Raw genomic sequence first — 23,107 nt, 5'->3', positions numbered from 1 at the left:
TCGGATGTCCCTGGCATGTGCCGCAATGTGCGGGGTCGTCTGGCCGACCATTGTGTCGGCCCGCGATTGCGGCGATTTGTTGCAGGATGCGGCGACGGCGGTTGCGAGCCTGCCCAGCGACATACCCTATCAGGTTCCCGATCAGCTTCAGGCTCATTATGACGAAGCGTCGGAACTTGTTCGGATCGACGAGCAAGCCTGCCTGGCGGTCGTTACAAGGATGCGTGCGCTGATAGCACGATATATGCCGAGCGGCGGCGGTTCGGTGGGACGGCCGGGTTTGGCAATCGAGCGAGATGGCGGACGTGACGACAATGCGTCGCCTGCGGACCCCGAAGTGATCCTGGCTGACTTACGCGACGCGGATGCCGAACGCGTGCTGCGTCGGATGGAGCGGAGTAGCGAAGACGAGGCAGCCCATCTGGAAGCTGTCGGTGAATATCGCGATGCGGCCAAAGCCTATGTCGGCGCGATGCATGGATTTGCGGTCGCGCAGCGGTCTGCGCCGTCCGACCTGTCGGAAATCGATAGGGCGGCCGGCGACATCGACGCCGTGATGCGTGCGTTCGAACAGATTGTCGTGGTCAATGCGCCCGATGATGTCATGCACGCGAAACTGGAGGACGCCGTCCGCCGAGTTGAAGAGGCCAGGCAGGCGCTGGAACGAGCGTGGCAGCGATATCATGCCCGCAAGGCATCTGCGGCAACCGGCCATATTGCTCCGCTTTCAGGTGCCGGCTTTGAACCGGCGCCGCTGGTCCGGGACTTTATTGCCCCGCTCGGCGATGCGGAGACGCGTGCGGCGCAGAGCCGGCTGCGCCAGGCGGAGCGGACACTGAAACAGGTCCGCAACGACTGGAATCCGCACGTCCATCGCAGCGATCTGGCCTATCTCGATATGCGCGAGGGCTACAAGCAAGCCTATAAAACGGAACATAAGCGCTTTGCCGATGCCCTGGCGGCGCTCGATGCTACCTTGGGGTCTTATCTGCCCGATCGCATCGCGGCATTTCACGGTCGCCGGGTGGCGCTGTCGAACGATCATGAACGTCGGCTCGACGCAATCTTCGAGCGCTACGCAATTCGCGGATGACGGAGGCGTTTCCCATGCAACGACTGATATTATTCTTTGCCGCCGGAAGCAGTCTCGTGATGGGCATTGCGCAGGCGCAGGCGCAGGCGCAGGCGCAGGCGCAGGCGCCCGTTCGAGGAGCGGTGATCGGGCAATTGCTCGACGAGAGCGGAAAGCCGTTGGCCAATGCCGAGGTAACCGCGCGTTATCAGTCGAATCCAGGCGGGGTGAGTCTGAGCCGGACGGCGCGCACCGATCACCATGGGCGCTATCGGATCGAGGTGCGACAGCCCCTCGGGGTATGGACGGTCCACGCAACGGTTACGCTGATGGCGGAAGGCACGCCGATGCGTGTTGCGATGACGCCTGACAATGCGGCCCCGTTTGCCGGCAATATGGGAGCGGTGCGCAATTTCCGTCTGCGCTTCGCCGATCGCACGGTCGATGATCCCTATGGTGTCGGGGGTATGCTGGTCGTCGCCGCAGCCGTTGGCGACTACACGCCATTGGACGAAGTGACGGTCAGCCTGGAACCCGTTGGCGGTGGCGCCGCGATCGAGCGAAGCTTGCGCAGCACTGGTGAAGGCTGGGTCGTCACGGGCCTTCGCCCGCAGCAATATCAGGTCACGGCCCGTCATCGTGGCCGTCCGATGCTGGTCAGCGCGGCACTGACGCCGCACCGCGACTATGACTGGCGCTCCGCATATGTTGGCGGTTTCGAACGGACGAGTCCCGGAATCTACCAGATGCGCGTCGAGGTGCGAAGCCGCTGACCCGTTGCCGTCATTTCAGTTCGATCAACATCAGGTCGCGGTCATCGCCGATCAATTGCGGCGTCACGATGCTGTCGTCGTCGGCGACGGCAAAGGGGTCGCGCGGCGCGGGGTGGAGCGGTGTCAGAAGACGGCTGTTGCCGTTCCAGGTCGTCAGCCACAATTCCGCCTTAGGGCCTTTCCCGCGGATATGAGCGATGCCGTCCGACCGTGGTGCCCAGGTTTCCAGTCCCGCGACATGGATGGGGGTGGGAAGAGCGCGGATCGCACCCGATCGAATATCGACCTCGGCAATCGCGGTGGTTTCTGCCCGCCGCGCCAGCAACCGGTCTCCCGTGCGTTCGACGATCGCAATGCCCTTGCTGTCAGGAACCGCGACGCTGCGCCCGGTGCGCATGTCATGCCGCCGCAAATGCCAGCCCGTCCCCGCCACGGCCGTAAAGAAAAGCTGGTCTGGAACAGCGGACCAACTGGCGCGCCCTTTCGGTGCTCCGTCGTTTGTCAGACGGACAAGGCCGGATCCATCGGGGCGGATGGCATGGATGTCGGTCCGCCCATCGATCACGGCAATAAAGAGGATCCGATTGCCGTCGGGGGACCATCGGGGCGCATAGACATAGCTGGCGTTGAGATCGGTCAACCGGACGATTCGGCCATCCGGACGACGAGCCCACAGCTGGTTGGTACCGCTGCGGTCCGAGGCAAAGAGAATGGTCCCGTCGGCGCGAACGTCGGGGTCCCAGTCGATGCTTTCGCCCGCCGTGATCGAGGAAGCGGGCCCGCCATCAGCTCCGATTCTGGCCAGGCCAGCCCGCAATCGGCCGGTTTCCACGGCAATGTGGCGGCTATCCCGATCGATCGACAGCCGGCCCAGCGGCAACATGCCGAGCGTGACGCGGCGCGGTTCCGATCCGGGTGACGTGTCGATGGCCCAGAGCCCGAAATCTCCACCGCGATTGCTGCTGAAAAAGAGTGTGCGCTCGTCCTTGGCCCAGGTGAAGCCCGCCGCTTTCCAACCATCGCGTGTCAAAGGCCGTGTTTCGCCGCTTTGCGTGTCGAGCAGGTAGATGGCGTCGCTGCCCATGGCGGCGGTTCGACGAAATGCCACCCAGCGCCCGCGCCCCGACACGGCGGGAGAGGCATCGCCCAGCATGTCCGCAGGCGGCACCGTCAGGATGCGCGATCGGCCGCTCGTTATGTCGACTGCGACCAGTCGCCGCGCCCTTTTTCCGATCGGCCGGTTGCCGACGATCAGCTCGTTCGCATTGAGCCAGGCGAGAGCTGCCGACGGATCGGTGCATTGGGCGACGGTGCGTTCGGCGCCATTTGGCGGCGCCATGACGATGATGGCGCATTGGCCATCGGCTGTTTCACGCAGAAAGGCCACACGGTCGCCTTGCGGGCTCCACGCCGGAGCCGATTCGTCGGCTTCGGGCGTGTGCGTCAGGCGCATGGGCGTGGCGTCTCCCACGCTGACGTTGCGCAGGTAAATGTCGCGAGGTTCCCAGTATCCGGACCCCGCCGTATAGGCGACCGACAGGCCGTCCGGGGCCATGGCAGGAAAGGTCTCGACCCCGGCATCCTGAGTCAGCGGGCGTACTCCGCTCGCTGACCAGGACAGCGGTGCATCGGTGAAGAAGGGAAAGGAAGCCGCAATGCCGCAGATCGCGATCAGCGCGGTCGAAATCATTGTGCGGGTGGTGATCAGGCGGCGCTTTGGAGCATGCTCGGCTTCGGCTGCAGGAATGACGTCCGCTTCGTCCGCTTCGAAACGCAACCGATAGCCGACCCGCGGAATGGTTTCGACCGCTACGCCGTCCTCGTCGGTCAACGCCTTGCGGAGCTGGCTTACGCTGCGGTTCAGCGAATCGTCGCCGACGATCCGCCCCTCCCAGCAAAGCTCCAGCAATTCTTCGCGGCTCACCACCTGTCCTGCGGCTCGGTGGAGGGCCACCAGGACCTGCATGACGCGGGGTTCCAGCGAAAGAACATCCTGACCGCGGCGTAGTTCCAGCGCCGCCGGAGTGACCTCCAGCGTTCGCAATCGGAACGGCGCCTCGATCGCAAGCTCGATCGGGCGAGCCGGGAGGGACGTCATCTCATTCATCGCCGCCTGAATGTCCCGCAAGAACAGATCGTCTGTCGGACGGTGCCTAGCGGGTCCCATCGGCAATGAACAGATGTCGTTGGCCGCGACGATATGCCCCGGCACGTGCCGCCCCTGACGGCTCCAGCTCAAAAATGGTCTCGTGCTGGGGGGGAAGCGGAAAAGCTTCCTCCCACGGATATCGTTGCATCGAACCCCTTTCGGGCACTGCCGGGATGGATGCCGCGCGGACGTTGCGGGGTGCGCGCGGGGACGGCGCGTGCCCCGCACTCTTCCTGCGGAGGTTTTGCCGTCTGGCGGCAAGCCCAGATTTCACCCCCCGTGACATCGAAAGCCAGCGTGACCGTGCGATCGGCGGGCAGAAGCTGTGCCATCGCCGGGAAGGGCGGACCCAGCGATGTCCATTCGCTTTTTCCCGCGTGCCCCACGCCCGTCAGCGCAAGCATGGTTGCATCGGGGCGGGCCTGCTTTGCGGCGAGCAGCAGATCAGCCATCCCCTTTTCCCGCGCTGCCGAGGTTCCGCCCTGCTCGCTGGGATGATCGAACGCGATGACGCGGATGTCCGGATGGACGACCCGGATGCGCCGCAAGGTTTCGACAAGCGCGAAAATGGCTTTGCTGGACCGCCCGTCGTGCAAGGCCCAGGCCGGTGAGGTGAGCAGCTTCGACCGTGCGGCCTGATCGCCCTGCGACCCAAGATAAGCATCGATCGCGGCCTGCTCTGCTGGAAGAAACTCCAGCCCGACCGTAAGCGGGGCGCCTTTTTTGGCAAAGGCACAAACAAGATCGGCGAAGGCACCCGGCAGTTCGGCTGTTCCATGCGCCTCACCCACGATGATGAAATCGGGGCCTTCCTCGCCGAGCAGATGTTCGGCACCGGGCAGCGGCGTACAGATCTCCAACCCCGACGGTGGAGCATCGGTGGGCGGTGATGCTGTTGCAACAGCCAAAAGGGACATCAGAAGCGTCTTCATGTCATCTCTCCGCGAATAGGGTATCGGTCAAACATCCATGGACAGCGACAGGCGAAAGCCACGTCGGCTGGGCCGGTCGATCAGTTCGGACCGTGTTGCGATCCAACTGTCGGCATTGAACAGGTTCGTCAGCCTTGCGCGGACCGCCAGTTTGGCCTTGCCGATCGCAAATGCATGGCGAAGGCCCACGTCGACGGTCGTCAGTGCGGGGGTACGCAGATCGCTGCGCGAAGACATGCGCCTGCTCGACGAATGGTTGATCTGACCGTCGAGTGACAGTCCATCGATACCGGGGACGGAATAGGTGATGCCGGTCATCGCCTGAAAGCGCGGCAAACCGACGGCCTCTTTTGACCAGGCGCCGGTTCGAACCGGCTCCCCGCTGCGCCGCGCATCGAGCCATACGGCCCCTGACACGATCCGCAGCCGTGGTACAACCTCGCCGACCAGTGACAGTTCAGCTCCGCGGTGCCGCAGCACGCCGAACAGTCCATAGACATTGTTCGCATCGAAACCCGGCGCCGCCTTCTCTATCGAGAAAAGCGAGCCGATCAGGGTCAGGCGATCGGACAGGCGACCACGAAATCCGAGCTCCTGTTGGGTCGAGATTGCCGGGGGCAGCACCTCGTTCCGATTTGCTGCATTGTCTGGCGCTGCTCCCGATTCTTCGAGACCGCGCGTGGCGCTCGCAAAAAGGGTCCATCGAGGCGTCATGGCATAAGCCAGCGACGCATCGTACAACCATGGGCTTTGGGTCGTCGCTTCGGCCGGCGTGGCGGGTGCCGCGATCTGGCGGCGGTGCCATGTCCTTTGAAGGCCAGCTTTCAAGCGCAGCCGACGAAAGGCACCTTCATAACCGACTCCGCCACCTATTTGGTCGATTGCGTCGCGCGTGCGCGCAATTGGCGGCAATTCTGGTTCGGGGGAGGGCGCAATGCCCTGTTCCATGTCGAACGCGCCGAGGCTTGCCGAAACGCCTGGGGCGAAATGATTGCGCGTTCGCCGCCCGCGCAGCTCGGCATAGATACGGTGCGCGGGAGATGGTCGCCAACCGCCGGAGAGAGCGGCAGACCAGCTTTGATTGTCTCGCGGGCGGTTGGAAAAGGCGGTGGCACGTCCCCGACCTGTCTGATCGATCACCAGTTGCGTAAAGTCTGCACGGTCCAGATCGAGTCGTGAATAGATCAGCGACCCGGCCACATCGAAACCATTATCGAGGCGCGCCGAACCGATGAGGCCGGCATTGAAATCCGCGCCGTCATGGTCGCTCCAGTGCGTCACATAGCGTCGCGGGTGTTTCATCTTTGGCGGCAAGGCACCGCCGCGGGCGCTCACGCCATAAAAACCGTCGAGGTCGAAGATGTTCAGCGATGCAAAGGCGGAGAGGCTGGTTCCGTCGACCGGTCGCCATTCGCCGACCGCGCCGAAGCGGTAATAGTCTGGCGACAAGCCCGAAGAGCTTCTCCCGCGCAAGGCCTGCGCGCCGATGAGGGCGGCGATGCGACCGTCGGCACTTTGCTGCGCCAGGCGTAGGTCATAATAGCGCCCGCCATATTCGCGCAGTCCGATTTCGGCGTGGATCGACGCGCTGTCGAACGGTGATCGCAGACGATACTCGACAATGCCCGACGGCGCCGCGAAATCGGCATCGAGGGCGTTGAACCCGACCCGCGTTACGACGCCCGAAAGAACCGAATCGACGATCCCGCCCGATCGGACGAAATAGCTGTCGTTGATCCGATAATTTCCTGCATCCTGCAGATTGAATCCGCGAACCTGACTTTCGTTATAGAGCCCGATCTGCTCGACTCCGATACGGATGCCAAAGGCATCAGCCGCGCGCTCGACGGCCCGCTCGTCCGTTCCCGCCGCTGTTTGCGCATGCGCCGACAGAGAGGTCGTGGCCATCAGCCACAGGATAGCGCAGCACGCCCGACGTGCTCCCAGATATTGCATTGTCGCCTCACAAGTTGATCCGAAACATGTCCGGAATGGCTATGGGGCGGATGCGGAAAGGGCGATGATGGCGACCTGATGAGACGCCGATATTTTCCCGACGCCCCAACAAGTCGGCAGTTTCAGTTGCTCAAATACCCGGTAGAGCCTGTCGTTGCGCTACTGCGGTTTGAAGGGAGCATAAGCGCTCTCGTCATAGGGACGAAATCTTGCCGCGCCTTTGGTTTCGGTCCATCCTTCGGCTAGGGAACGCGCGATCTCTGCTCCGGTCCCGGACAGAAGCGCGTTGCGAATGCCGACGCACGATAGCGTCCCGCTGTTGCGGCAAACGACTGGCCCGGGCGGCAACGGGGCCGAGCGCCAGAGCAGATGGAGCGTCGCTGCTCGCGCCGGATCTGCGGCCTGCAATTCGCGCCACGGGTTCTCCGCGAGGGCGGCGATGCTCGCCCGGCCGCTCAAGAGGTCGTCGAGCGCCTTGTCATGTGTGCCGGCCTGACGGCGCGCGGCGAAACCGGATGGCACCATGCCGAGGATGCGCAGCTGTGCCGCCTGAACCAGCGCGCCTGATGTCGATCCGGGCAACACTTCGCTATAGTGCAACGCCGATTGTCGAGCGGGAAGCTCGGCGAGCGATGTAACGCCGGCGTCGCTTCGCGCCAGCAGAACTCCGCGATAACGGTCCAATACCGCGGGCGGCGTATCGAGCACCGCAACGGGGTCGACACCGTCGCAGTCGCGCATCGTGACATAGGAACCCAGATTGGTCATTGCGATGTCGACCTGTCCGGCGCACACCGCTTCGGACAGCGCATCGGGCGTATCGAACAGCGCGATTCTTGCCGGCCGTCCAGCGGCACGTTCGACAAGGGTCGCCAATGGGGACAGCGCGGCGCCGCGATCAAAGTCCGGATAGGCATAGGTGGCCACGACCAGCGGCCTTTCGGTCGTGGGTTGTGCGGCGAACATCGAAAGAAGAATGGATATCATCCCTTGGGATACCTCGAAGCGACGCCCGGAACATAGGGGTTGCGATACAGGAATGCGCCCAATGGTCGAAAGCAACGACGAATGGTGCATCCACCGCGCGGCGTTCACGGGTCAAACATGACCCTATCGGCTCGGCGCTGGCGGCGGCGGGCGGTTGACCACAGCGCTGTCCCCCCCTGTGCCGCCAGAGGTGCCCGATGGGGGAGCGCCCGAAGATGCCCCGCCGGGCGGCGGTGCGCTGGCCGGGGGGCTTGCGGTTGCCGGAGCAGTTTCCGTCGGCGGAGGTGTGGCCGGCGCTGCGGCACCCGGGGAAGGCGCGCTGCTATCGCCGGGGGGCGGCGTGCCTGCCGAGCCGCCAGAGCTTCCGCCGCTTCCCGAACCGCTTCCTCCGGTGCTTCCGCCCCCCAGTATCGCGCGGGCGCGGTCGGCGATGACATTGGTGTCGAGCGACGGCGCGGTGGGGGCGGAGGTGGCGGGGTTGGGGGCGACAGTGGGTGCTGCGCGCGATGCGCGGGCCGTTGCCAATTCGCTGCGGGTACGCAAGCGGGCTTCATCGGCTTCGCGGTTGATTTCCATCTCACGTTCGGGGTTGAGGGTATTGAGCCGCAACCGATCGACGGTATTTTCCGAAGCGATCCGGTCGAGCGGCACCTGGTCGGTGCGGAACTGGAGTTCGACCGAACTGGTGAGATCGGCTGAGGCGTTGAGATCCTGGCTCGTGCGGCGGTCGTTGGTCGACACATAGCCGATGGTCGAATTGACCGAGGCCGACGCACTCCACCAGCCGAAGCCCACCGACCCGCTCGCCCCGATGCTGGTGCGGGTGTCGAAGGCGGACGTATTCTGTTCGGCGGCGGCAGAGCTGGCGTCGATGTGAAAGCGCATGCCTGCCGAAATCCGCCCGGCGTCGATGACGATCCGCTGCATCCCCATCTGCACCATCGTGGCCAGCATCTGCTGTCGGTTGCGGGCGAGCGACTGGCGGACGAAAGGGATCAGTTCGGACGGGCTGGTGCCGGGCATTTCGGTGTCGGGTTCGACACCCAGCGCGGCGCGCAGGGCATCGGCGCTGGGCGCCGAACCCCGGCTGATCAGGCGTAGCGGTTCGGGATCGTCGTCGGGATCGGGGCGATCGTCGGGGTCTTGTGCCTCGATCTCGTAACTGGCCGGAAAACGTTCGGCGAGCCAGCGTTTGGCGGCATCGTCGCCGCCGCCCATCGAGGCGAAACCGTCGAGCGATTGCGATACCCCGCGAACCAGCTCGACATATTGCTGAAGCTGCGCCTGGTTGGTGTCGAGCATCGCCTTGAAAACGCCGTTGATCAATTCGCTGACGAAACGCGGAAAGGAAATGGCGTTCAGGATACGGCGCGTCGAACCCGCGACGCGATCGACCGCCGCTGAGGAGAAATCATCGCCGGCATCCATGGCGCGGCTGGCCGCGGCGGGTGGCGGAGCAGGGGCCGCCTCGTCGCCCAGCAGTTGCGCGGCGTGGGCGATGCGGACCAGCGCATTGGCGATTTCGCGTTGCGAACCGGGGTCGACGTTGGAGGCCGCATCGTCGGCGGTCAGCCGTTCGCGCACCGCATGCCGGATTGCGTCGGGCGGCACGGCGAGGGTTTGGGCTGTCGGTTCGGCACCCATCGGTCAGTGCGCCAGATCGGCCCACGCGGGCTGACCCCGGGGATAGGCCCCCGGGTCCTGCGGCTGCGCGGCATTGGCTTCCTCCTGTCGCAACAGCGCGACGGTTTCATCGATCCAGTCCAGCGCGGCGGTGACGATGACGTCGGGGGGCATCAAAGCGGCGGTGCCGTCGCGTTCCACCTCGGTCAGGACATCGGCGACCCAGGCGATCACCGCCATGCCGGCACGGCCGCGGCGCAGGTGGTTGAGCGTCCCGCGCGGCGGGCGGCGCAGCCGACGGTCGATCGAAGCCACCGCGTCCCACAAGGTTCGCGCGCCGAGCATGGCGCGGATGGCGGGATGGTTGAGGATGGCGATCGCCTGCGAGAGCATGTCGATGATCTCGCGCGCCATCAGCAGCAAGGCATCATTTGCTGCGGCACCGATATTTTCGGCGAGCCGTGTCACCGTGACATGCAGTTTTCGGGTCGCCCCTTGTTCGGCCGCCTTGATGATCGCATCGCACAGGTCGAGCATTTTTTCGTCGAATTCCGTGTTGCTGCCCGCCACCATGTCGAGCGCGTCCGACGGGGTGCCGAACAGCCGCGCGAACAGCGACTGGCGTTCCTGCGGCTGGATGTGGTCGCGCCGCTCGCGCCAGAAATCCTGCACGGCTTCCGCCGCCGCGCCGAGATCGCCGCTGACCATCCCGGTGCGTATCATCCGAACGAGATCGTCGGCCGCCTCGATAAGCCCCGCCGATTCCAGCGCCGCGGCGAGATATAGGCTGGCGATCGCGCGCAGCTGCATCGGGTCGGCATGGGTAGCGGGCGGCAGCGCGATCGGCGCCAGTTCGGCGAGCATGACCGCGAAATTCTCGGCTGAAAACAGCAGCGCATCGGCGTCGGCCAGCGCAGCCTCGGGGGCATGGATCTGCGGGTCGTCGGCGGTGGAAGGGGGCGGGCGGATCATGTCATGCTCCGGCGGTGGCGGCGGTGCCCGCGGTCCCCGCCGGTGATACCGGCTGTGCGTTGCCCTGGATCGCGCCGATCATTTCGGGCGTCGCCATTTTCTCGAGCGGCAGATAGTCGGATTTGAAATTCACCCGCACTTCGCCTTGCAGCTTGGCGGTCAGGTCGAGCTTCGACTCGCTGCTCTCGTCGACCGAGGTTTTGACCGTTGCGACATGGCCGCGCTCGTTCACATTCACCGATCCGCCGCCGAAGCCGAGGAATGTACCGCCAAAGGCGGTGGTGTTGCGGTTGCGCATCGTCTGCTTGTCCGATGCCGAAGCCCGATAGTCGCGCTTTGCCTCGTCGGTCGCGCGCATATCGAATTTCACCTTCGCGGTAATCGAGCCGTCGGTGACGACGATCCGGTTGATGCCGAGCATGACCATAGAGGCCAGCAATTGCTGGCGCGACTTGGCCATCGCGAGGCGCGCAGCGTTGACGAGCTGCATTTCCTGATTTTCGTCGTCGAGGTCGGTGATCGGTTCGCCGGGAATGCCCATCGTCTTGTAGATTTCGGCGATCCCGGCTTCGGGATCTTCACCCGTCGGGACGAGCCGTGATTGCCCTTCCTCGCCCGGTTCGACGCGCAACAGGTCGGGGAAACGGTCGGCGAGATAGTCGCGGCCCTGCCCCAGGCCGATATTCTCGTTCATATAGTCCGATGCCGATTTGGCGACATTGGCGACCAGTTCGGCATAGGCGCGCATCTGTTCGATCGAGCTCGACACGATCGTCTGGAAGACATTGTTGATCAAACCGCCGACAAAGGCCGGGAAATCGACTTCCTGAACCAGGCGGACGAACTGGTCGGTGCCTTGGCGCGCCGCGCCGGCCTCGAAATCCTTGCCCGCGAAACCGGGGGACTTGGACAGATTCTGGCGCGTCTGTTCGTTGGCATCGGGCTTTTTCTGCGGACCGACCATCGCGGCGGCCAGCGGGTCGCCCGCCATGGCCTCCGAAACGATGCTGTTCGGATCGTCCATGAAGGCCAGCACCTTCACCATGTTGTTCGCCAGATTGCCCTGTTCCTCCGCGCTCATTTCGCCAAAGGCCGGGATGTTGGTGAGCATTTCGCGGACCTGAGGGCGAACGCGCGCGATGGCGTCGGCGCTGAGCTGCGTCGCGTCGGGGGCGGACGCGGCTGGGGGCGCGGCAGGTGACGGAGGCTGGACGGACGGCAACATGGGTCAGGCCCCCGCAGGTGCGGCGGCGGGAGCAGGGGCCTGCGCCTCGGTCGGCTTGTAGCTCGGCTTGTTGTGGTCGATGGGCTTCGATCGCATCTGGATCGCCGCCATCATTTCCGGCGTCGCCATCTTGTCGAGCGGCAGATAGTCCGACTTGAAATTGACATCGACCTGCCCGGCCAGGCTGGCGCGCGCGGTCAGCTGATCGGTCTGGGCGTCCGCCGCGACGCTCATCGCGGTCATCACCGGCTTTTGCGAATATTTGTACTTTCCCTTGGTATAATATTCGCTGTCATATTTGCCGCTGTAATTGCCTTTCCCGCTTTCATAGCTGCCGTCATAGCTGCGCGAACGGTTGCTCGTCGTCTCGCTTTCGCCTTCGCCATCGGTCAGGACCGCCATGCTGCCATCGGGATTGCGCGCATGATCCATCGCCATGGCGGTGCGCGACAGGGTGCGCTGCGACGAGGCGTTGAAATCATACATGATTTTCGCCGATATCTTGCCGTTGGTGACGACGACGCGATTGAGCCCCATCAGCACCATCGTCGCCAGCAGTTGCTGGCGGGCGGTTGCGACATGGCTGCGCGCCGCCTTGATCAGCTTGGCCTGCGCTTCGGGATCGGACACGTCGATCGATTCGATCTGGCCATCGGCATAGCTACCCAGCGTATCGCGCACCCGGGTCAACGCCGTGTCCTGATCGACATCGTCGCGCAATTGCAGCGTCGGGGTCGGCTGCCCCGAAAAAGAGTCGAGGCCGATCGAGAAAACGTCGGGGAATTGTTCGACCAGCGCGTCCTTTCCGTCGTCGTCGGTGGTGTTTTCGTCGCGAAACTGATTGAGCGATTTCGACACATCGGCGACCATCTTTGAATAGGCCTCCATCTGTTCGATCGACGAGGTGACGATCGAGTTGAACACCCCGTCGATGAGGCCGGAGACAAATTCGACAAAGTTGATCTGTTTCAGAAATTCCCCGGCAACGGCGGCGCCCTCGCGCGCCGCACCGGCGGTGAAAGGCTCCTGGCCGATTGCATCGACTGCCTTTTGATGTTCCTGAAAATCGCCGATGCCGCCCGCTGGGCCGGCCATCGCCTGGCTAGAGACCGACGCCATGTCGGGTCCCGCCTGGCCGACCATGGCGTCGGCGACCATCGCGGTGTCGTGCGCGACCTGTTTCTGCTGGGCGGCGGGCAACTGGTGATAGGCCGGCGACCGTTCGAGCAGTTCCTGCACCTTGGCGCGCACCTCCGGCCGCGGTGTCGGTGCATCCGCGGCGGTAGCGGGCCGGGGCGCGACGGGTTGATGGAGGGTCATGGGTTTATCCTTCTCTGGTCGAAGCGCGGCCGAGGTTCAGGCGGCAGCGCGCGCGTCCGGCCCCGATGTCAGCGCCGAGGCGGGCGAGATTTCGAATTCGACGGGGCGAAGGAACAGGCTGACCTTGGGCGGCCCGCTTGGCCCGATCTTGATACCGAGGATCGAAAAGCGACCCGGCCACACGCCATCATCGGGTGTGAATGCTTCCAGAAAGCGTTCGAGTGCGGTTAGTTCGCGCGGCCGTTCGCGCAGGTTCATGGTCAAGAGCTGCAGGAAATTCGGCGGCACGTCGGGGATGGCGTCGAGCATGATCTGCAATTCCATCTCCGCCCCTTCGGGACCGCGCCCGAGCGAAACCAGCGTCGATCCCGACGGCAGGTCAAAGCGGCCACCGAGCGCGATGCCGACGATCTGCATGATCTGCGACAGTTTTGGTCCCAGCCCCAGTTCCTCCATCATCGGTTGCAGGTCGGACACGCGCAGACCGTTGGTGATCAGGAAGGTCGCCCACTGGCTGCCATAATCGCGCCCGGCGATCAGGGTGGTGAAGATTGGACGCAGCCCGGGCATTCCAGCCATCGCCGTGCCTATCAGCCGGGCAAGAGCCGGGTTGACCTGGCCCAGTTGATCGGAGCCGCCCTCATAGCTGACCGACGCCGACTGGAGCCCGCCATTGTCGAAGCTGGAACCGAAAAAGGCGCCATAGTTGAGCCCCGATCCGACCGACATGCCGCGAAAACCTTCGCTCACCTCGTCGAACCAGCGCAGCGCCGAACTGCCGAAATTGCCGTCGACCAGCCGCCGCATCTCGCGGTTGGTGCCGGTACGGCGGTCCCAGCCGCTCGCGTCGGGGCCCAATGGCTCCATGTTGAACGCGAGCGCCCGGGGCGCCTTGGCACTGAACTGCGCCTCGAGCGGGACGGCGCCGGGCGCGAGGGCATTGCGCGCATAGCTGAGGTCGCCTTGCGGCTTGCGAAAACTGTCGGCGATGAAGCCGCCGACATAATCGCGCGGGTCAGCGGTTCGCAGCCGCTGGGCGGCGTGCGACAGCCGGTTCATGACCTGCGCACTGAAGGGTTGGTTCGCCATGGCGATACTCCTTGGGTGAAAGGTCAATAGGCGGCGTAACCATGGCCGTTCGACATCGGCCGCCGTGCGGGGTCGATGCCCATGCCAAGGCCTAGGCCGGTGCCTTCGAGCAGGTCGCGCGCGATCGACGGAATCTGGATCGGGCGGCTCGGTTGCTGCGGCGATTCGCGGGGCTGGGCCATTTGTTCGATCCGCTCGTCGGCCATCGCGGAATCCGCCAGCCACAGCTCGCACGCATTGACGAGATCATAGTCGGTCGGGTTCGACGTCGCGCTTTGCCCGCTGAAGCGGCGCGGCGGATTTTCCACCTCCTTGATGTCGATGATCGGCATCGTCGGGTCGCGCAGACGGTCGGTATTGTCGGCCAGCCAGTTGGTGATGATCGCCCCGCACGACGCTAGCGTCCGGTATTTGGAGCTGTTGCGGGCACCGCCGAGTTCGAGCTGGGCGACCTGGTCGATCACGCCCCAGATGTCGCGGGCGCCAAAGGCAGAGCGCAGTTCGGCGTCGCTCAACAGGTCGATCATCTCGTTGATCTGTTTGGTGAGATCGGCCGCGGCATAGAAGGCCATGCCATAGCCGTGCAGCGACATGTTCGCGGCCAGATCGCGCGCGGCCTTTTTGACCTGTTGCTGGTTGATCGACACCGGAAGCGCCGAGCGCAGGATCTGGTCGACCCGGTTCTCGCGGACCAGCGACGACACCGACGAGACGAAGCGCAGCCACAATTCCTGAAACTCGCCGTTGCTCGACCCCCCGGGCTGGCCGGTGGGCAGTCCGAGCGTCATTGCGTAAAAGGTCTGGCGCTCGACCTCGCTCATCCGGTTCGGCGCTTCGCGCCAATATTGATAGAGTTTGGTGCCCGCTGGCCCCTTGATCAGCGGCAGCTCGCCGCGCTGCGACATTTCGACGAGCCGGTCGACCACCTGAAAGGCCTTGAGCTCCTCGAACATCGAGGCGAAAATCATCGGGCCCATCAGCCGGATATTTTCCTCTACCACTTCATAATCGGTGGTGCTTTCAAGGTCGGGCAGTGTCAGCGTGAATTCGTGCAGCGGTTTTTCCTCGTCTGCCGATTGCACGCGGTCCATCTGATCATCGACCTTGCGCTTGAGATTGGGGTCGCTCGCGCTGACCCCCGCGACCACCAGCTTTTCGAAGATGCTGGCAAATTCGGTCGTCGAGACCGCCGGTTCGTCGTCGCCGGCAATCTTGACCGCTTCGACCATCAGCTTGAGCACCCGAACCGCCAGGTCCATGTGCCCGGCGACACGTCCGGCGGCGCGGAAAAAGCCTTCGACGAACGGGCCGAAATTCTGATGCGTCGTGTCGGGCGTCGTGGCCACGGGGTTCGTCCCGCGGACGCGGATCGGCGGGACCGGGGTGCCGTGGTTGGCAAGCAGACCCATTACCAGCGCGACACGCGCGATGGCGGCGTCCTTCTGCGCTTCTTCCTTCTTGCTCAAAGTGGCGCCCGTCGTCTGATTGGGCATGGCGATCTTGATCAGGCCGCCTTCCTGATGGAAATCGATGGGGACCACGCCGGTTTCGGGGCTGGAAAAGGCAGTGCGCGTGGCGACGAACAGCGGGTCGAAATAATTGCCCTTGGTCGCGCGTGCCTTGTCGAGCTTTTCGAGCCGTTCCAGTTCGGCGGTGTCGAGCGGGCCCAGGATATTGCCGTTACGCTTCTTGCGCGCATTGAGCTTGTCGATGTCATATTTCAGTCGTTGCAACGCCTCGGTCTCGCGGGCGGCGATATCGACGAACTTGACGTTCGGGATCAGTATGTCGGCCATGATAACTTCCTTTCAGACATTCGGTAAACGGGCGGAGCCATGCGGCCCTCGCGGTGGAATGGGGGGCTAGCCATCGTCGGCTCCTTCGGGTTCGACACTGTCATCCGCGTCGATCGCGGCATCGAGCAGTTCCAGCGCGCGGGCTGCGTCGAGGATGCCGACACCGTTTCCAGCCGGGGTGTCCGGATGATGCGAGGCGGCGCTCGCCGCGATCAGCCGCTTGATCTGGATCGGCGATAAGGGCGCCGAGCGCGTCTGGGCGCGGGCGAGCAGCAACGCTGCCGTTGCGGCAACAAAGGGCGCGGCAAAACTGGTTCCCGTGGCATTCTGATAGCCCTGTACGGTCGCCGTACGGATGCGTTCGCCAGGCGCGCAAATGGCCACATGATCGCCGGTGGTACTGAAACCGCTGACGCGGCCGTCGGGGCCGACCGATCCCACCGCGATCACCTCGGGATAGGCGGCGGGCCAATAGGTGCGCCGATCGCCGCTGTTTCCCGATGCCGCGACGAGGGTGCAGCCGCGCCCGGCGGCATAGGCGACCGCCTCGGCATGTGGCTTGGGCGCGCCGGGCTCGAGCGCGTCGTCATCGGTGCCAAAGCTCATGTTGACGACATCGGCGCCCAACTGGACGGCCAGAACCAGCCCCATGTCGAGATCGCTGACCGCGCCGATGCCGATGGCATTGGGCCGCCCGGGAAAAGTCGCGGCACCGAGCGAGCGGATCGGCAAAAGCTGGCAGGCGCCGGCAAGGCCGGAAGGCATGCCATGACCCGCCGCACCGATGATCCCGGCGCAGCCTGATCCGTGGCCGACGAAGGCGTCTTCAGGGTTGGTGTCGACTCCCCGGTTGTCGCCGAGCAGCGTGACCCCGCCGGGCAACTCGCCCTCGCCAAGCTGGACGGTGTCGAGGCCGCGGCGCAGCCGCCGGTCGAGGAATTCGGGATGGCGGTGCGCGACCCCGCTGTCGACGACGCCGACGATGACCGCGCTGTCGCCCGCCTCGTGCGCCATCGCGGCGCGGGCATTGATCTGATCGCGCGGCGCCCAGCCGTCGGGATCGTCGGGAAGCGGCGGCGAAAAATGCTCGGGGCCGTCCAGGCCGACGGCGCAAAGATAGTCGGGGAGCGCCGATTCGACGATGTCGAGTTGCATCAGCGAGATCGCCATCGAGCCGACATGGGTACCCGGTTCGACCTCGAACCGCAGCACGCGCGATACGCCGCTGATTTCTTCAAGATCCGAATAGCCGCGATTGCGGTCGCCGACGGCGCGCAGCGCCGCCGCGGCGCTGTGCAGCCGCGATACGCTGATGCCGCCGCCAAAGCTTTTGACGACACGGTCGAGTGCGCCATGCTCGGTGGTTTCGGCGGCGCGCACCAGCTTGCGCCGGACGTCCATCGCGGCAGGGATGCGGTCGGCCGTTTCGCCAAGCTTCAGGCGGACGAGGATCGCATTGGGCTTTGCGAAGGTCCCCGAACGATGGAGCCAGGGCTGGAGCGTGCGTCCGGCGGCGCTCATTGCAGGCCTCCATTCATTGGCGGCGCGGCGCGTGCGCTTTCGTCGAACCAGATTTGCGTCGATGCGACAGGGTCGTGCGCCAGGCTCATCTGCCCCGCGAACTGTTCGCCGTCGGCGTCGAGCAGCAATTCATGCTCGCTGGCGCGCAGCACCCCGACCGGGCGTCCGCCGATCGCGACGGCGGGTGGGTTGCCGTCTTTCAGCAGATTGCGTCCGCGCACCCGCAGCCGGGCGCGAAGATCGTCGTTTCCGCCGCCCGCCGCGGGTTCGGCGCGGACATCGTCGACCATCGGCCGGGCGGCGTGCGACAGGACATTTTCAAGCTTGCTGATCGGCAGGTTGGTGATCCGGCCGACCGACCGGCCGAGCCCGCGCTTTTGCATGTCGTTGAGCTGCGACACGGTGCGCACGCCGATCCATTCGAGGCGGCGGCGTTCATCCTCGTCGAGCGAATCCCCGAGATCCTCGAGCGGCGTATCGGCCGCATCCTCGGCGGCGAGCTGTACCGCGGTTTCGTCGATCATTGGTTTGGTGATCGCCGTGAACTGCAGGTGCAGCACGCTCGCGTCATTCTCGTTGGGACCGGCGGGACGAATGCGCACCTCGCTGCGGTCCATTTCGACATGCGCCTTCAGGTCCATGGTGATGTCGCGGATCGCAAAGGTCAGCGGCAGCTTGTCATTCTGGGCCTTCAGCGTCATGCGCGCCTGCGCCGTGTCGAGCTGCGCCTGCACGGCCTGGATGAAATCCTCCAGCGGGACCGAACGCGGGGCGGTGGTGATCGTCATGGCGCTTGCTCCGCCGCCAGAGTGAAGGACAGGCGGTTGACCGGCCGATCGAAACCGGTGCGCATCCGGGTTGCGGGCAGATCGGACAACAGGGTCAGTTCGCCATTGCGAAACTCGACCACCGATTCCACTGGCAGGCGGCATTCGAGCGACACCGGGCGCAGCCCCTCGGGCCCCGTGCTGCCGCGCGTCAGATCGCCGATCCCGTCGGCGAATTCGACGAGCAGATCGGCGAGCGGACGGCGGCCGGGATAGAGGGTCATGCCACTGCTCCCGGAACGGGCGCCAGCGGGGCGGCGGGCTGCGGCGATGCGGGCGCGGCCGGCGCCGCGGACGGTTGCGGAGCCGACGGCGGCGGCGCTATCGCGGCGGGCGGCCGTGCGGCGCGTTCGAGCATGGTGCGCCGCGCATCGTCGACGAAACGATCAAGGGGCAGCGTCTCGCTGGAAAAATTGATCTTCACCTCCCCGAAAAGCTCGGCGTTCAGATTGCTGTCGGTCTGGGCGTTGACGCCGACGGTCGATACTTTGGTGACGGGCGCGGCGTAGGAGGTGCTGCCGCGCGTCGACCAGCTGCCTGATGGGGCGGCGCTCGACGGATCGTCGCTCACCGCATAATCGACGCTCGTCTTGTCGGCGGCGGCGGCGCGGAAGCGCAGGCGGGCGGTGATCGATCCATTATCGACCTTGATCCGGTTGAGGCCGAGCATCACCAGGGTCGCCAGCGTCTGCATCCGGTCGCGCGCCATGCGGTCGCGTGCGACCGGGACGAGTTGCTCTTCGATCAGGTCAGGGGTCAGCTCCTGCCCCTCAAGCCCATAGTCGGCGAGCCACATCGGCTCGCTCGTCTCGCCGCCCGCGCCCGGCCGGGGGGAGAGTAATTTGCCGCCGCCGCCGTCATAAAGGCTAAGTTCGGCTGGATGCTGCGCCGCCAGCCAGTCGCGCGCCTGGGCGGCGGTGACATTTTCCTCGCGAAATTGTTCGACGGGTTTCGATATGGCGGCGACAAGGTCGGCATAGGCATCCATCTGGCGGATCGAGCTATCGACCATGGCGTCCCAGGTGCCGTGGATCAGCGAGGCGACGAATTCCGGAAAGTCGAGTTCGTCCGACAGCGACCCGGCGCGGCGACCGATGGTTTCGGTCGCCGGGGGCGCCTTGCCGCCGCTGGTCGCCGGTTCGGGATCGGCAAAGCCATCCTGCGAAGACGCGCCACCGCTGCGGCCTCCCCAGAAGGAGCCCGCCATGGCCTCGGCCTGGGCGCCGCCCGTGGTTGGTGGCGGAGCCGGCGGACGGCGATAGGATGTGTCGGCTGCCACGGCCCCCGACCTCAGCGCGCGTCCGCCAGCGACAGCGCGCTATGCTGGATCCAGTCGCCGCTGATTGCATGGGTGCCGTTTCCGAACAGATGGACCTCGCGATAGGCCAGGATGTCGGCCCCGATCGTGCGGGTGAAGCGATAGCTGAAGCGGATGCGCAGCGCCGCGACATTGCCTTCATAAATAATGCTGTCGTCCATGATCTCGGCGCGGACGTCGAGGCCCCAGCCGACGGCATCGTTAACGCCGATATTGCTGATCCGGACATTGCCGAGCGATTGGCCATTGCATTGCCAGTCGATCGCGAACCAGGCCGATATGTCGTCGACGAGGCCGCCCGAGACGGGCCAGTCATTGAGCCGGATCGTCGGCGCATCGCGGACGGGCGGCAGTGGCGAAGGGGCGCTGCCGCCCGGATGCTTGAGGCCGCGGCTCTGTTCCAGCGTCCAGGTGACATCGCCCTGGCTCGATGATAGCTGGCTGATCACCATGCCGGCGATCTTGATCGCCGTACCGGCCCCGCTGCCTCCTCCCTCGCCGTCCATGGCGCGGGCGCGGGGCTGCGGCGCGGGGGGACGCAGGGGTTCCTCATTGCCGTCGGCCAGCGCGAGGGCGCTGTGCTGGATCCAGTCGCCGCTGATCGCATGGGTGCCGTTGCCGAACAGGCGAACCTCGCGATAGGCGAGGATGTCCGACCCGATGGTGCGGGTGAAGCGATAGCTGAAGCGGATGCGCAGCGCGGCGCAGTTGCCGGGCTGGTGGATGATGTCGTCATCCATGATCTCGGCGCGCACTTCGAGGCCCCAGCCGACGGCGTCGTTGACGCCGATATTGCTGATCCGGACATTGCCGAGCGAGCGGCCATTATATTGCCAGTCGACCGCGAACCAGGCCGATATGTCGTCGACGAGGCCGCCGGAGACGGGCCAGTCGTCGAGGCGGATCGTCGGGGCATCGCGGAAAGCCGGGGCGCCCGACGGTTCGATATTGTTCGGATGCTTGATCGAGCGTAGCTGGTCGAGCGTCCAGGTGACATCGCCCCTGCTCGACGAAAGCTGGCTGATGACGAGGCCCGCGACCGCGATTGCCGCGCTGGCGCCGCCATCCATCGCGCGGGCGCGTGGCGGCGGTGCGGGTGCCAGTATCGCCTGGCCGTTCGTGTCCGCCAGCGACAGGGCGCTATGCTGGATCCAGTCGCCGCTGATCGCGTGGGTGCCGTTGCCGAACAGATGGACCTCGCGATAGGCCAGGATGTCGGCCCCGATCGTGCGGGTGAAGCGATAGCTGAAGCGGATGCGCAGCGCGGCGACATTGCCGTCGTAAATAATGCTGTCGTCCATGATCTCGGCGCGGACGTCGAGGCCCCAGCCGACGGCATCGTTAACGCCGATATTGCTGATCCGGACATTGCCGAGCGATTGGCCATTGCATTGCCAGTCGATCGCGAACCAGGCCGATATGTCATCGACGAGACCGCCCGAGACGGGCCAGTCGTTGAGCCGGATCGTCGGGGCATCGCGGACGGGCGGCAGTGGCGAAGGGGCGCTGCCGCCAGGATGCTTGAGGCCGCGGCTCTGTTCCAGTGTCCAGGTAACATCGCCCTGGCTGCTTGCCACTTGTTCGATGACCATCCCGGCGACGTCGATCGCATTGCCGACGCCGCCTTCCATGGCGCGGGCGCGGGGCTGCGGCGCGGGGGGACGCAGCGGTTCGTCGCCGCCGTCGGCGAGCGCAAGGGCGCTGTGCTGGATCCAGTCGCCGCTGATCGCGTGGGTGCCGTTGCCGAACAGACGAACCTCGCGATAGGCCAGGATGTCGGCTCCGATGGTGCGGGTGAAGCGATAGCTGAAGCGGATGCGCAGCGCCGCGCAGTCGCCGGGCTGATGGATGATGTCGTCATCCATGATCTCGGCGCGTACCTCGAGACCCCAGCCGACGGCGTCATTGACGCCGATATTGCTGATCCGGACATTGCCGAGCGAGCGGCCATTATATTGCCAGTCGACCGCGAACCAGGCCGATATGTCGTCGACGAGGCCGCCGGAGACGGGCCAGTCGTCGAGGCGGATCGTCGGGGCATCGCGGAAAGCCGGGGCGCCCGACGGTTCGATATTGTTCGGATGCTTGATCGAGCGTAGCTGGTCGAGCGTCCAGGTGACATCGCCCCTGCTCGACGAAAGCTGGCTGATGACGAGGCCCGCGACCGCGATTGCCGCGCTGGCGCCGCCATCCATCGCGCGGGCGCGCGGCGGCGGTGCGGGTGCCAGTATCGCCTGGCCGTTCGCGTCCGCCTTTGCATAGGAAAGCGGCTGGGGCGTTGCTCCGGGGTCGAGCGTGTCGAGCAGTGCGGTCAGCGATTTTTCGGCGAGGCCAAGATCGAGCGCTTCGCCGATGCGGGTTCCGAACTGGCCGCCGATCCGGTTAGCGCGCCCGCGTGCACCGTCCGCGAGTGGGGGGGCAACGATCGCCGGGCCTTCGGCCGGATCGGCGCTCATCCCGCGGTCGAAGCGCGCCTCGCGCGCCGGAATGTCGGGCATCGGGCCAAAGCCGTCGTCATAACCGGCGCCTGTCCCGGCCCCGGTGGTGGCGGGCGGCGATGCGCCGTTCGCGCCCGCGGCCGGGCGGCTGGTGGCGGGTTCACCGCCTGGGCGGGCGGTGTCGCCCGCCCAGTCGAGCACCGGCGGGCGCGGGGCGGCCCGGGCCCCGAAACTGCGCCGCAAGGTGCGACCGCTGAAGCTGCGTAGCGAAACATAGGGGCTGCCCTCCCGTGGCAGCGCATCGACGCTGAGGCCGCCATTGCCGACGCGGCCGGTCGCCAGCCCGAAGAACAGCCGGTCCTGCCCGATGAAGCGGGCCAGAACCTCGGGCGGCAGTGCAAAAATTCCTTCGCCGTTCGGAACTTGTAGCAGGCCGTGCTCGCGGCTCGAATAAAAGTTGGCGGCCGACCGCATCGATCGATTTTCGGCCTTGAACAGGGCGATGTCGCTGGCGAGGACGACCTCAGCCTCGACGCCCGAAACGTCCGATTTGATCGCAAAGCCGATCATCGGGAAACGGTCGCTGACTTCCATGCGGTTGGGGCGGATTTGGGCGGTCATGATGGTTCACCTACTGGGCTATTGACGTCTTTGGCGGGGGTGGGACGCGGCGCGCCATTCGCCACCGCCTCTTGAAGGAGGCGGCGGGCGCGCCTTTCGAATTCGGGGAGCGAACGCAGCACCTCGTCGAACGGGCTGTTCTCGCTGGCGGCCAGATCGGGGATCTTGCCATGCTCGCTTTCATGCTCGCACACGGCATTCGACAACAGCTGCGAGAGCAGCTTGGCATAGGGCGGCGCTATGGCGAGGCGGGTGTGGATGCCGATCGCACCGCCACCCGTCGATGCCGACGGGCGGTATTGGCCGAGTTCGATCAGAAACTCATAAGGGTTATGGCCGAGCTCGAAATAATTGACATAAAGCGAGGCGGCGGGCGCACACGCTTCACAGCTTGTGGTGGTCGAATGTTCGGGCTTGGCCAAATTCGCACTCCTGCTCTGTCGGCAGGATGTTCAGCAGGAAGTGTGCCAAGAGAAATTTTGTATTTT

18 protein-coding genes are annotated in these 23,107 nt (G+C 65.2%); 2 read left to right on the top strand and 16 right to left on the bottom strand.

Annotated features, from left to right (window positions below; genetic code table 11):
* Nucleotides 1-4 precede the first annotated feature (4 nt).
* Together U0S50_RS10915 and U0S50_RS10910 are read left to right on the top strand one after the other, a co-directional pair.
* Entirely contained in the window at nucleotides 5-1,093 is a 1,089-nt protein-coding gene (locus U0S50_RS10915; protein WP_322308815.1) for a hypothetical protein, read from the top strand.
* Between the two features lie 14 nt (nucleotides 1,094-1,107).
* Entirely contained in the window at nucleotides 1,108-1,845 is a 738-nt protein-coding gene (locus U0S50_RS10910; RefSeq protein WP_322308814.1) for a carboxypeptidase regulatory-like domain-containing protein, read from the top strand.
* Between the two features lie 10 nt (nucleotides 1,846-1,855).
* Here U0S50_RS10910 and U0S50_RS10905 read toward each other — a convergent pair whose 3' ends face one another.
* From U0S50_RS10905 to U0S50_RS10830, 16 genes are all read right to left on the bottom strand, one after another.
* A complete protein-coding gene (locus U0S50_RS10905) occupies nucleotides 1,856-3,943 on the bottom strand; it encodes a winged helix-turn-helix domain-containing protein (RefSeq protein WP_322308813.1) in 2,088 nt (695 codons plus the stop codon).
* Between the two features lie 137 nt (nucleotides 3,944-4,080).
* A complete protein-coding gene (locus U0S50_RS10900; protein WP_322308812.1) occupies nucleotides 4,081-4,926 on the bottom strand; it encodes a hypothetical protein in 846 nt (281 codons plus the stop codon).
* 27 nt (nucleotides 4,927-4,953) lie between these two features.
* Entirely contained in the window at nucleotides 4,954-6,834 is a 1,881-nt protein-coding gene (locus U0S50_RS10895; RefSeq protein ID WP_322308811.1) for a TonB-dependent receptor domain-containing protein, read from the bottom strand.
* Nucleotides 6,835-7,041: 207 nt separating this feature from the next.
* Nucleotides 7,042-7,869 (bottom strand): phosphate/phosphite/phosphonate ABC transporter substrate-binding protein, encoded by an 828-nt coding sequence (locus tag U0S50_RS10890; protein WP_322308810.1) that lies wholly within the window; start codon nucleotides 7,867-7,869, stop codon nucleotides 7,042-7,044.
* Between the two features lie 123 nt (nucleotides 7,870-7,992).
* The gene (locus tag U0S50_RS10885; protein WP_322308809.1) at nucleotides 7,993-9,513 is read right to left on the bottom strand and encodes a hypothetical protein; all 1,521 of its coding nucleotides are present in this window, start codon (nucleotides 9,511-9,513) and stop codon (nucleotides 7,993-7,995) included.
* A gap of 3 nt (nucleotides 9,514-9,516) precedes the next feature.
* On the bottom strand, nucleotides 9,517-10,464 hold the full coding sequence (locus tag U0S50_RS10880) for a hypothetical protein (protein ID WP_322308808.1): 948 nt from the start codon (nucleotides 10,462-10,464) through the stop codon (nucleotides 9,517-9,519).
* A gap of 1 nt (nucleotide 10,465) precedes the next feature.
* The gene (locus U0S50_RS10875; protein ID WP_322308807.1) at nucleotides 10,466-11,689 is read right to left on the bottom strand and encodes a hypothetical protein; all 1,224 of its coding nucleotides are present in this window, start codon (nucleotides 11,687-11,689) and stop codon (nucleotides 10,466-10,468) included.
* A 3-nt stretch (nucleotides 11,690-11,692) separates the two neighbouring features.
* Complete coding sequence (locus tag U0S50_RS10870; protein ID WP_322308806.1) at nucleotides 11,693-13,009, bottom strand: hypothetical protein; 1,317 nt, start codon at nucleotides 13,007-13,009, stop codon at nucleotides 11,693-11,695.
* Nucleotides 13,010-13,045: 36 nt separating this feature from the next.
* Entirely contained in the window at nucleotides 13,046-14,098 is a 1,053-nt protein-coding gene (locus U0S50_RS10865; RefSeq protein WP_322308805.1) for a hypothetical protein, read from the bottom strand.
* A gap of 23 nt (nucleotides 14,099-14,121) precedes the next feature.
* Nucleotides 14,122-15,894 (bottom strand): hypothetical protein, encoded by a 1,773-nt coding sequence (locus U0S50_RS10860; protein ID WP_322308804.1) that lies wholly within the window; start codon nucleotides 15,892-15,894, stop codon nucleotides 14,122-14,124.
* Nucleotides 15,895-15,960: 66 nt separating this feature from the next.
* The gene (locus U0S50_RS10855; RefSeq protein ID WP_322308803.1) at nucleotides 15,961-17,415 is read right to left on the bottom strand and encodes a S8 family serine peptidase; all 1,455 of its coding nucleotides are present in this window, start codon (nucleotides 17,413-17,415) and stop codon (nucleotides 15,961-15,963) included.
* Complete coding sequence (locus tag U0S50_RS10850; protein WP_322308802.1) at nucleotides 17,412-18,203, bottom strand: hypothetical protein; 792 nt, start codon at nucleotides 18,201-18,203, stop codon at nucleotides 17,412-17,414. Before U0S50_RS10850 ends, U0S50_RS10855 begins: the two co-directional genes overlap by 4 nt.
* Nucleotides 18,200-18,466: a hypothetical protein gene (locus U0S50_RS10845; RefSeq protein WP_322308801.1), complete on the bottom strand. Its 267-nt coding sequence runs from the start codon at nucleotides 18,464-18,466 to the stop codon at nucleotides 18,200-18,202. The genes U0S50_RS10850 and U0S50_RS10845 overlap by 4 nt, the downstream gene beginning before the upstream one ends.
* Nucleotides 18,463-19,521, bottom strand: coding sequence for a hypothetical protein (locus U0S50_RS10840; protein ID WP_322308800.1), 1,059 nt, complete (start codon nucleotides 19,519-19,521; stop codon nucleotides 18,463-18,465). The genes U0S50_RS10845 and U0S50_RS10840 overlap by 4 nt, the downstream gene beginning before the upstream one ends.
* Before the next feature lie 11 nt (nucleotides 19,522-19,532).
* Nucleotides 19,533-22,619, bottom strand: coding sequence for a hypothetical protein (locus U0S50_RS10835; RefSeq protein WP_322308799.1), 3,087 nt, complete (start codon nucleotides 22,617-22,619; stop codon nucleotides 19,533-19,535).
* Nucleotides 22,616-23,041: a DUF3467 domain-containing protein gene (locus U0S50_RS10830; protein WP_322308798.1), complete on the bottom strand. Its 426-nt coding sequence runs from the start codon at nucleotides 23,039-23,041 to the stop codon at nucleotides 22,616-22,618. The genes U0S50_RS10835 and U0S50_RS10830 overlap by 4 nt, the downstream gene beginning before the upstream one ends.
* Nucleotides 23,042-23,107: the final 66 nt, after the last annotated feature.

It is taken from the genome of Sphingopyxis sp. (assembly GCF_034380315.1).
Classification (GTDB): domain Bacteria; phylum Pseudomonadota; class Alphaproteobacteria; order Sphingomonadales; family Sphingomonadaceae; genus Sphingopyxis.
This window is presented reverse-complemented; position numbering and strand designations above follow the sequence as displayed.

Bases quoted from the DNA above. Each gene is read 5' to 3' on its own strand.
- U0S50_RS10905 (WP_322308813.1), bottom strand. From the start codon at position 3,943: ATGACGTCCCTCCCGGCTCGCCCGATCGAGCTTGCGATCGAGGCGCCG.
- U0S50_RS10885 (WP_322308809.1), bottom strand. From the start codon at position 9,513: ATGGGTGCCGAACCGACAGCCCAAACCCTCGCCGTGCCGCCCGACGCA.
- U0S50_RS10895 (WP_322308811.1), bottom strand. From the start codon at position 6,834: ATGGCCACGACCTCTCTGTCGGCGCATGCGCAAACAGCGGCGGGAACG.
- U0S50_RS10910 (WP_322308814.1), top strand. From the start codon at position 1,108: ATGCAACGACTGATATTATTCTTTGCCGCCGGAAGCAGTCTCGTGATG.
- U0S50_RS10890 (WP_322308810.1), bottom strand. From the start codon at position 7,869: ATGATATCCATTCTTCTTTCGATGTTCGCCGCACAACCCACGACCGAA.
- U0S50_RS10915 (WP_322308815.1), top strand. From the start codon at position 5: ATGTCCCTGGCATGTGCCGCAATGTGCGGGGTCGTCTGGCCGACCATT.
- U0S50_RS10850 (WP_322308802.1), bottom strand. From the start codon at position 18,203: ATGACGATCACCACCGCCCCGCGTTCGGTCCCGCTGGAGGATTTCATC.
- U0S50_RS10900 (WP_322308812.1), bottom strand. From the start codon at position 4,926: ATGAAGACGCTTCTGATGTCCCTTTTGGCTGTTGCAACAGCATCACCG.
- U0S50_RS10845 (WP_322308801.1), bottom strand. From the start codon at position 18,466: ATGACCCTCTATCCCGGCCGCCGTCCGCTCGCCGATCTGCTCGTCGAA.
- U0S50_RS10865 (WP_322308805.1), bottom strand. From the start codon at position 14,098: ATGGCGAACCAACCCTTCAGTGCGCAGGTCATGAACCGGCTGTCGCAC.
- U0S50_RS10870 (WP_322308806.1), bottom strand. From the start codon at position 13,009: ATGACCCTCCATCAACCCGTCGCGCCCCGGCCCGCTACCGCCGCGGAT.
- U0S50_RS10880 (WP_322308808.1), bottom strand. From the start codon at position 10,464: ATGATCCGCCCGCCCCCTTCCACCGCCGACGACCCGCAGATCCATGCC.
- U0S50_RS10855 (WP_322308803.1), bottom strand. From the start codon at position 17,415: ATGAGCGCCGCCGGACGCACGCTCCAGCCCTGGCTCCATCGTTCGGGG.
- U0S50_RS10875 (WP_322308807.1), bottom strand. From the start codon at position 11,689: ATGTTGCCGTCCGTCCAGCCTCCGTCACCTGCCGCGCCCCCAGCCGCG.
- U0S50_RS10835 (WP_322308799.1), bottom strand. From the start codon at position 22,619: ATGACCGCCCAAATCCGCCCCAACCGCATGGAAGTCAGCGACCGTTTC.
- U0S50_RS10860 (WP_322308804.1), bottom strand. From the start codon at position 15,894: ATGGCCGACATACTGATCCCGAACGTCAAGTTCGTCGATATCGCCGCC.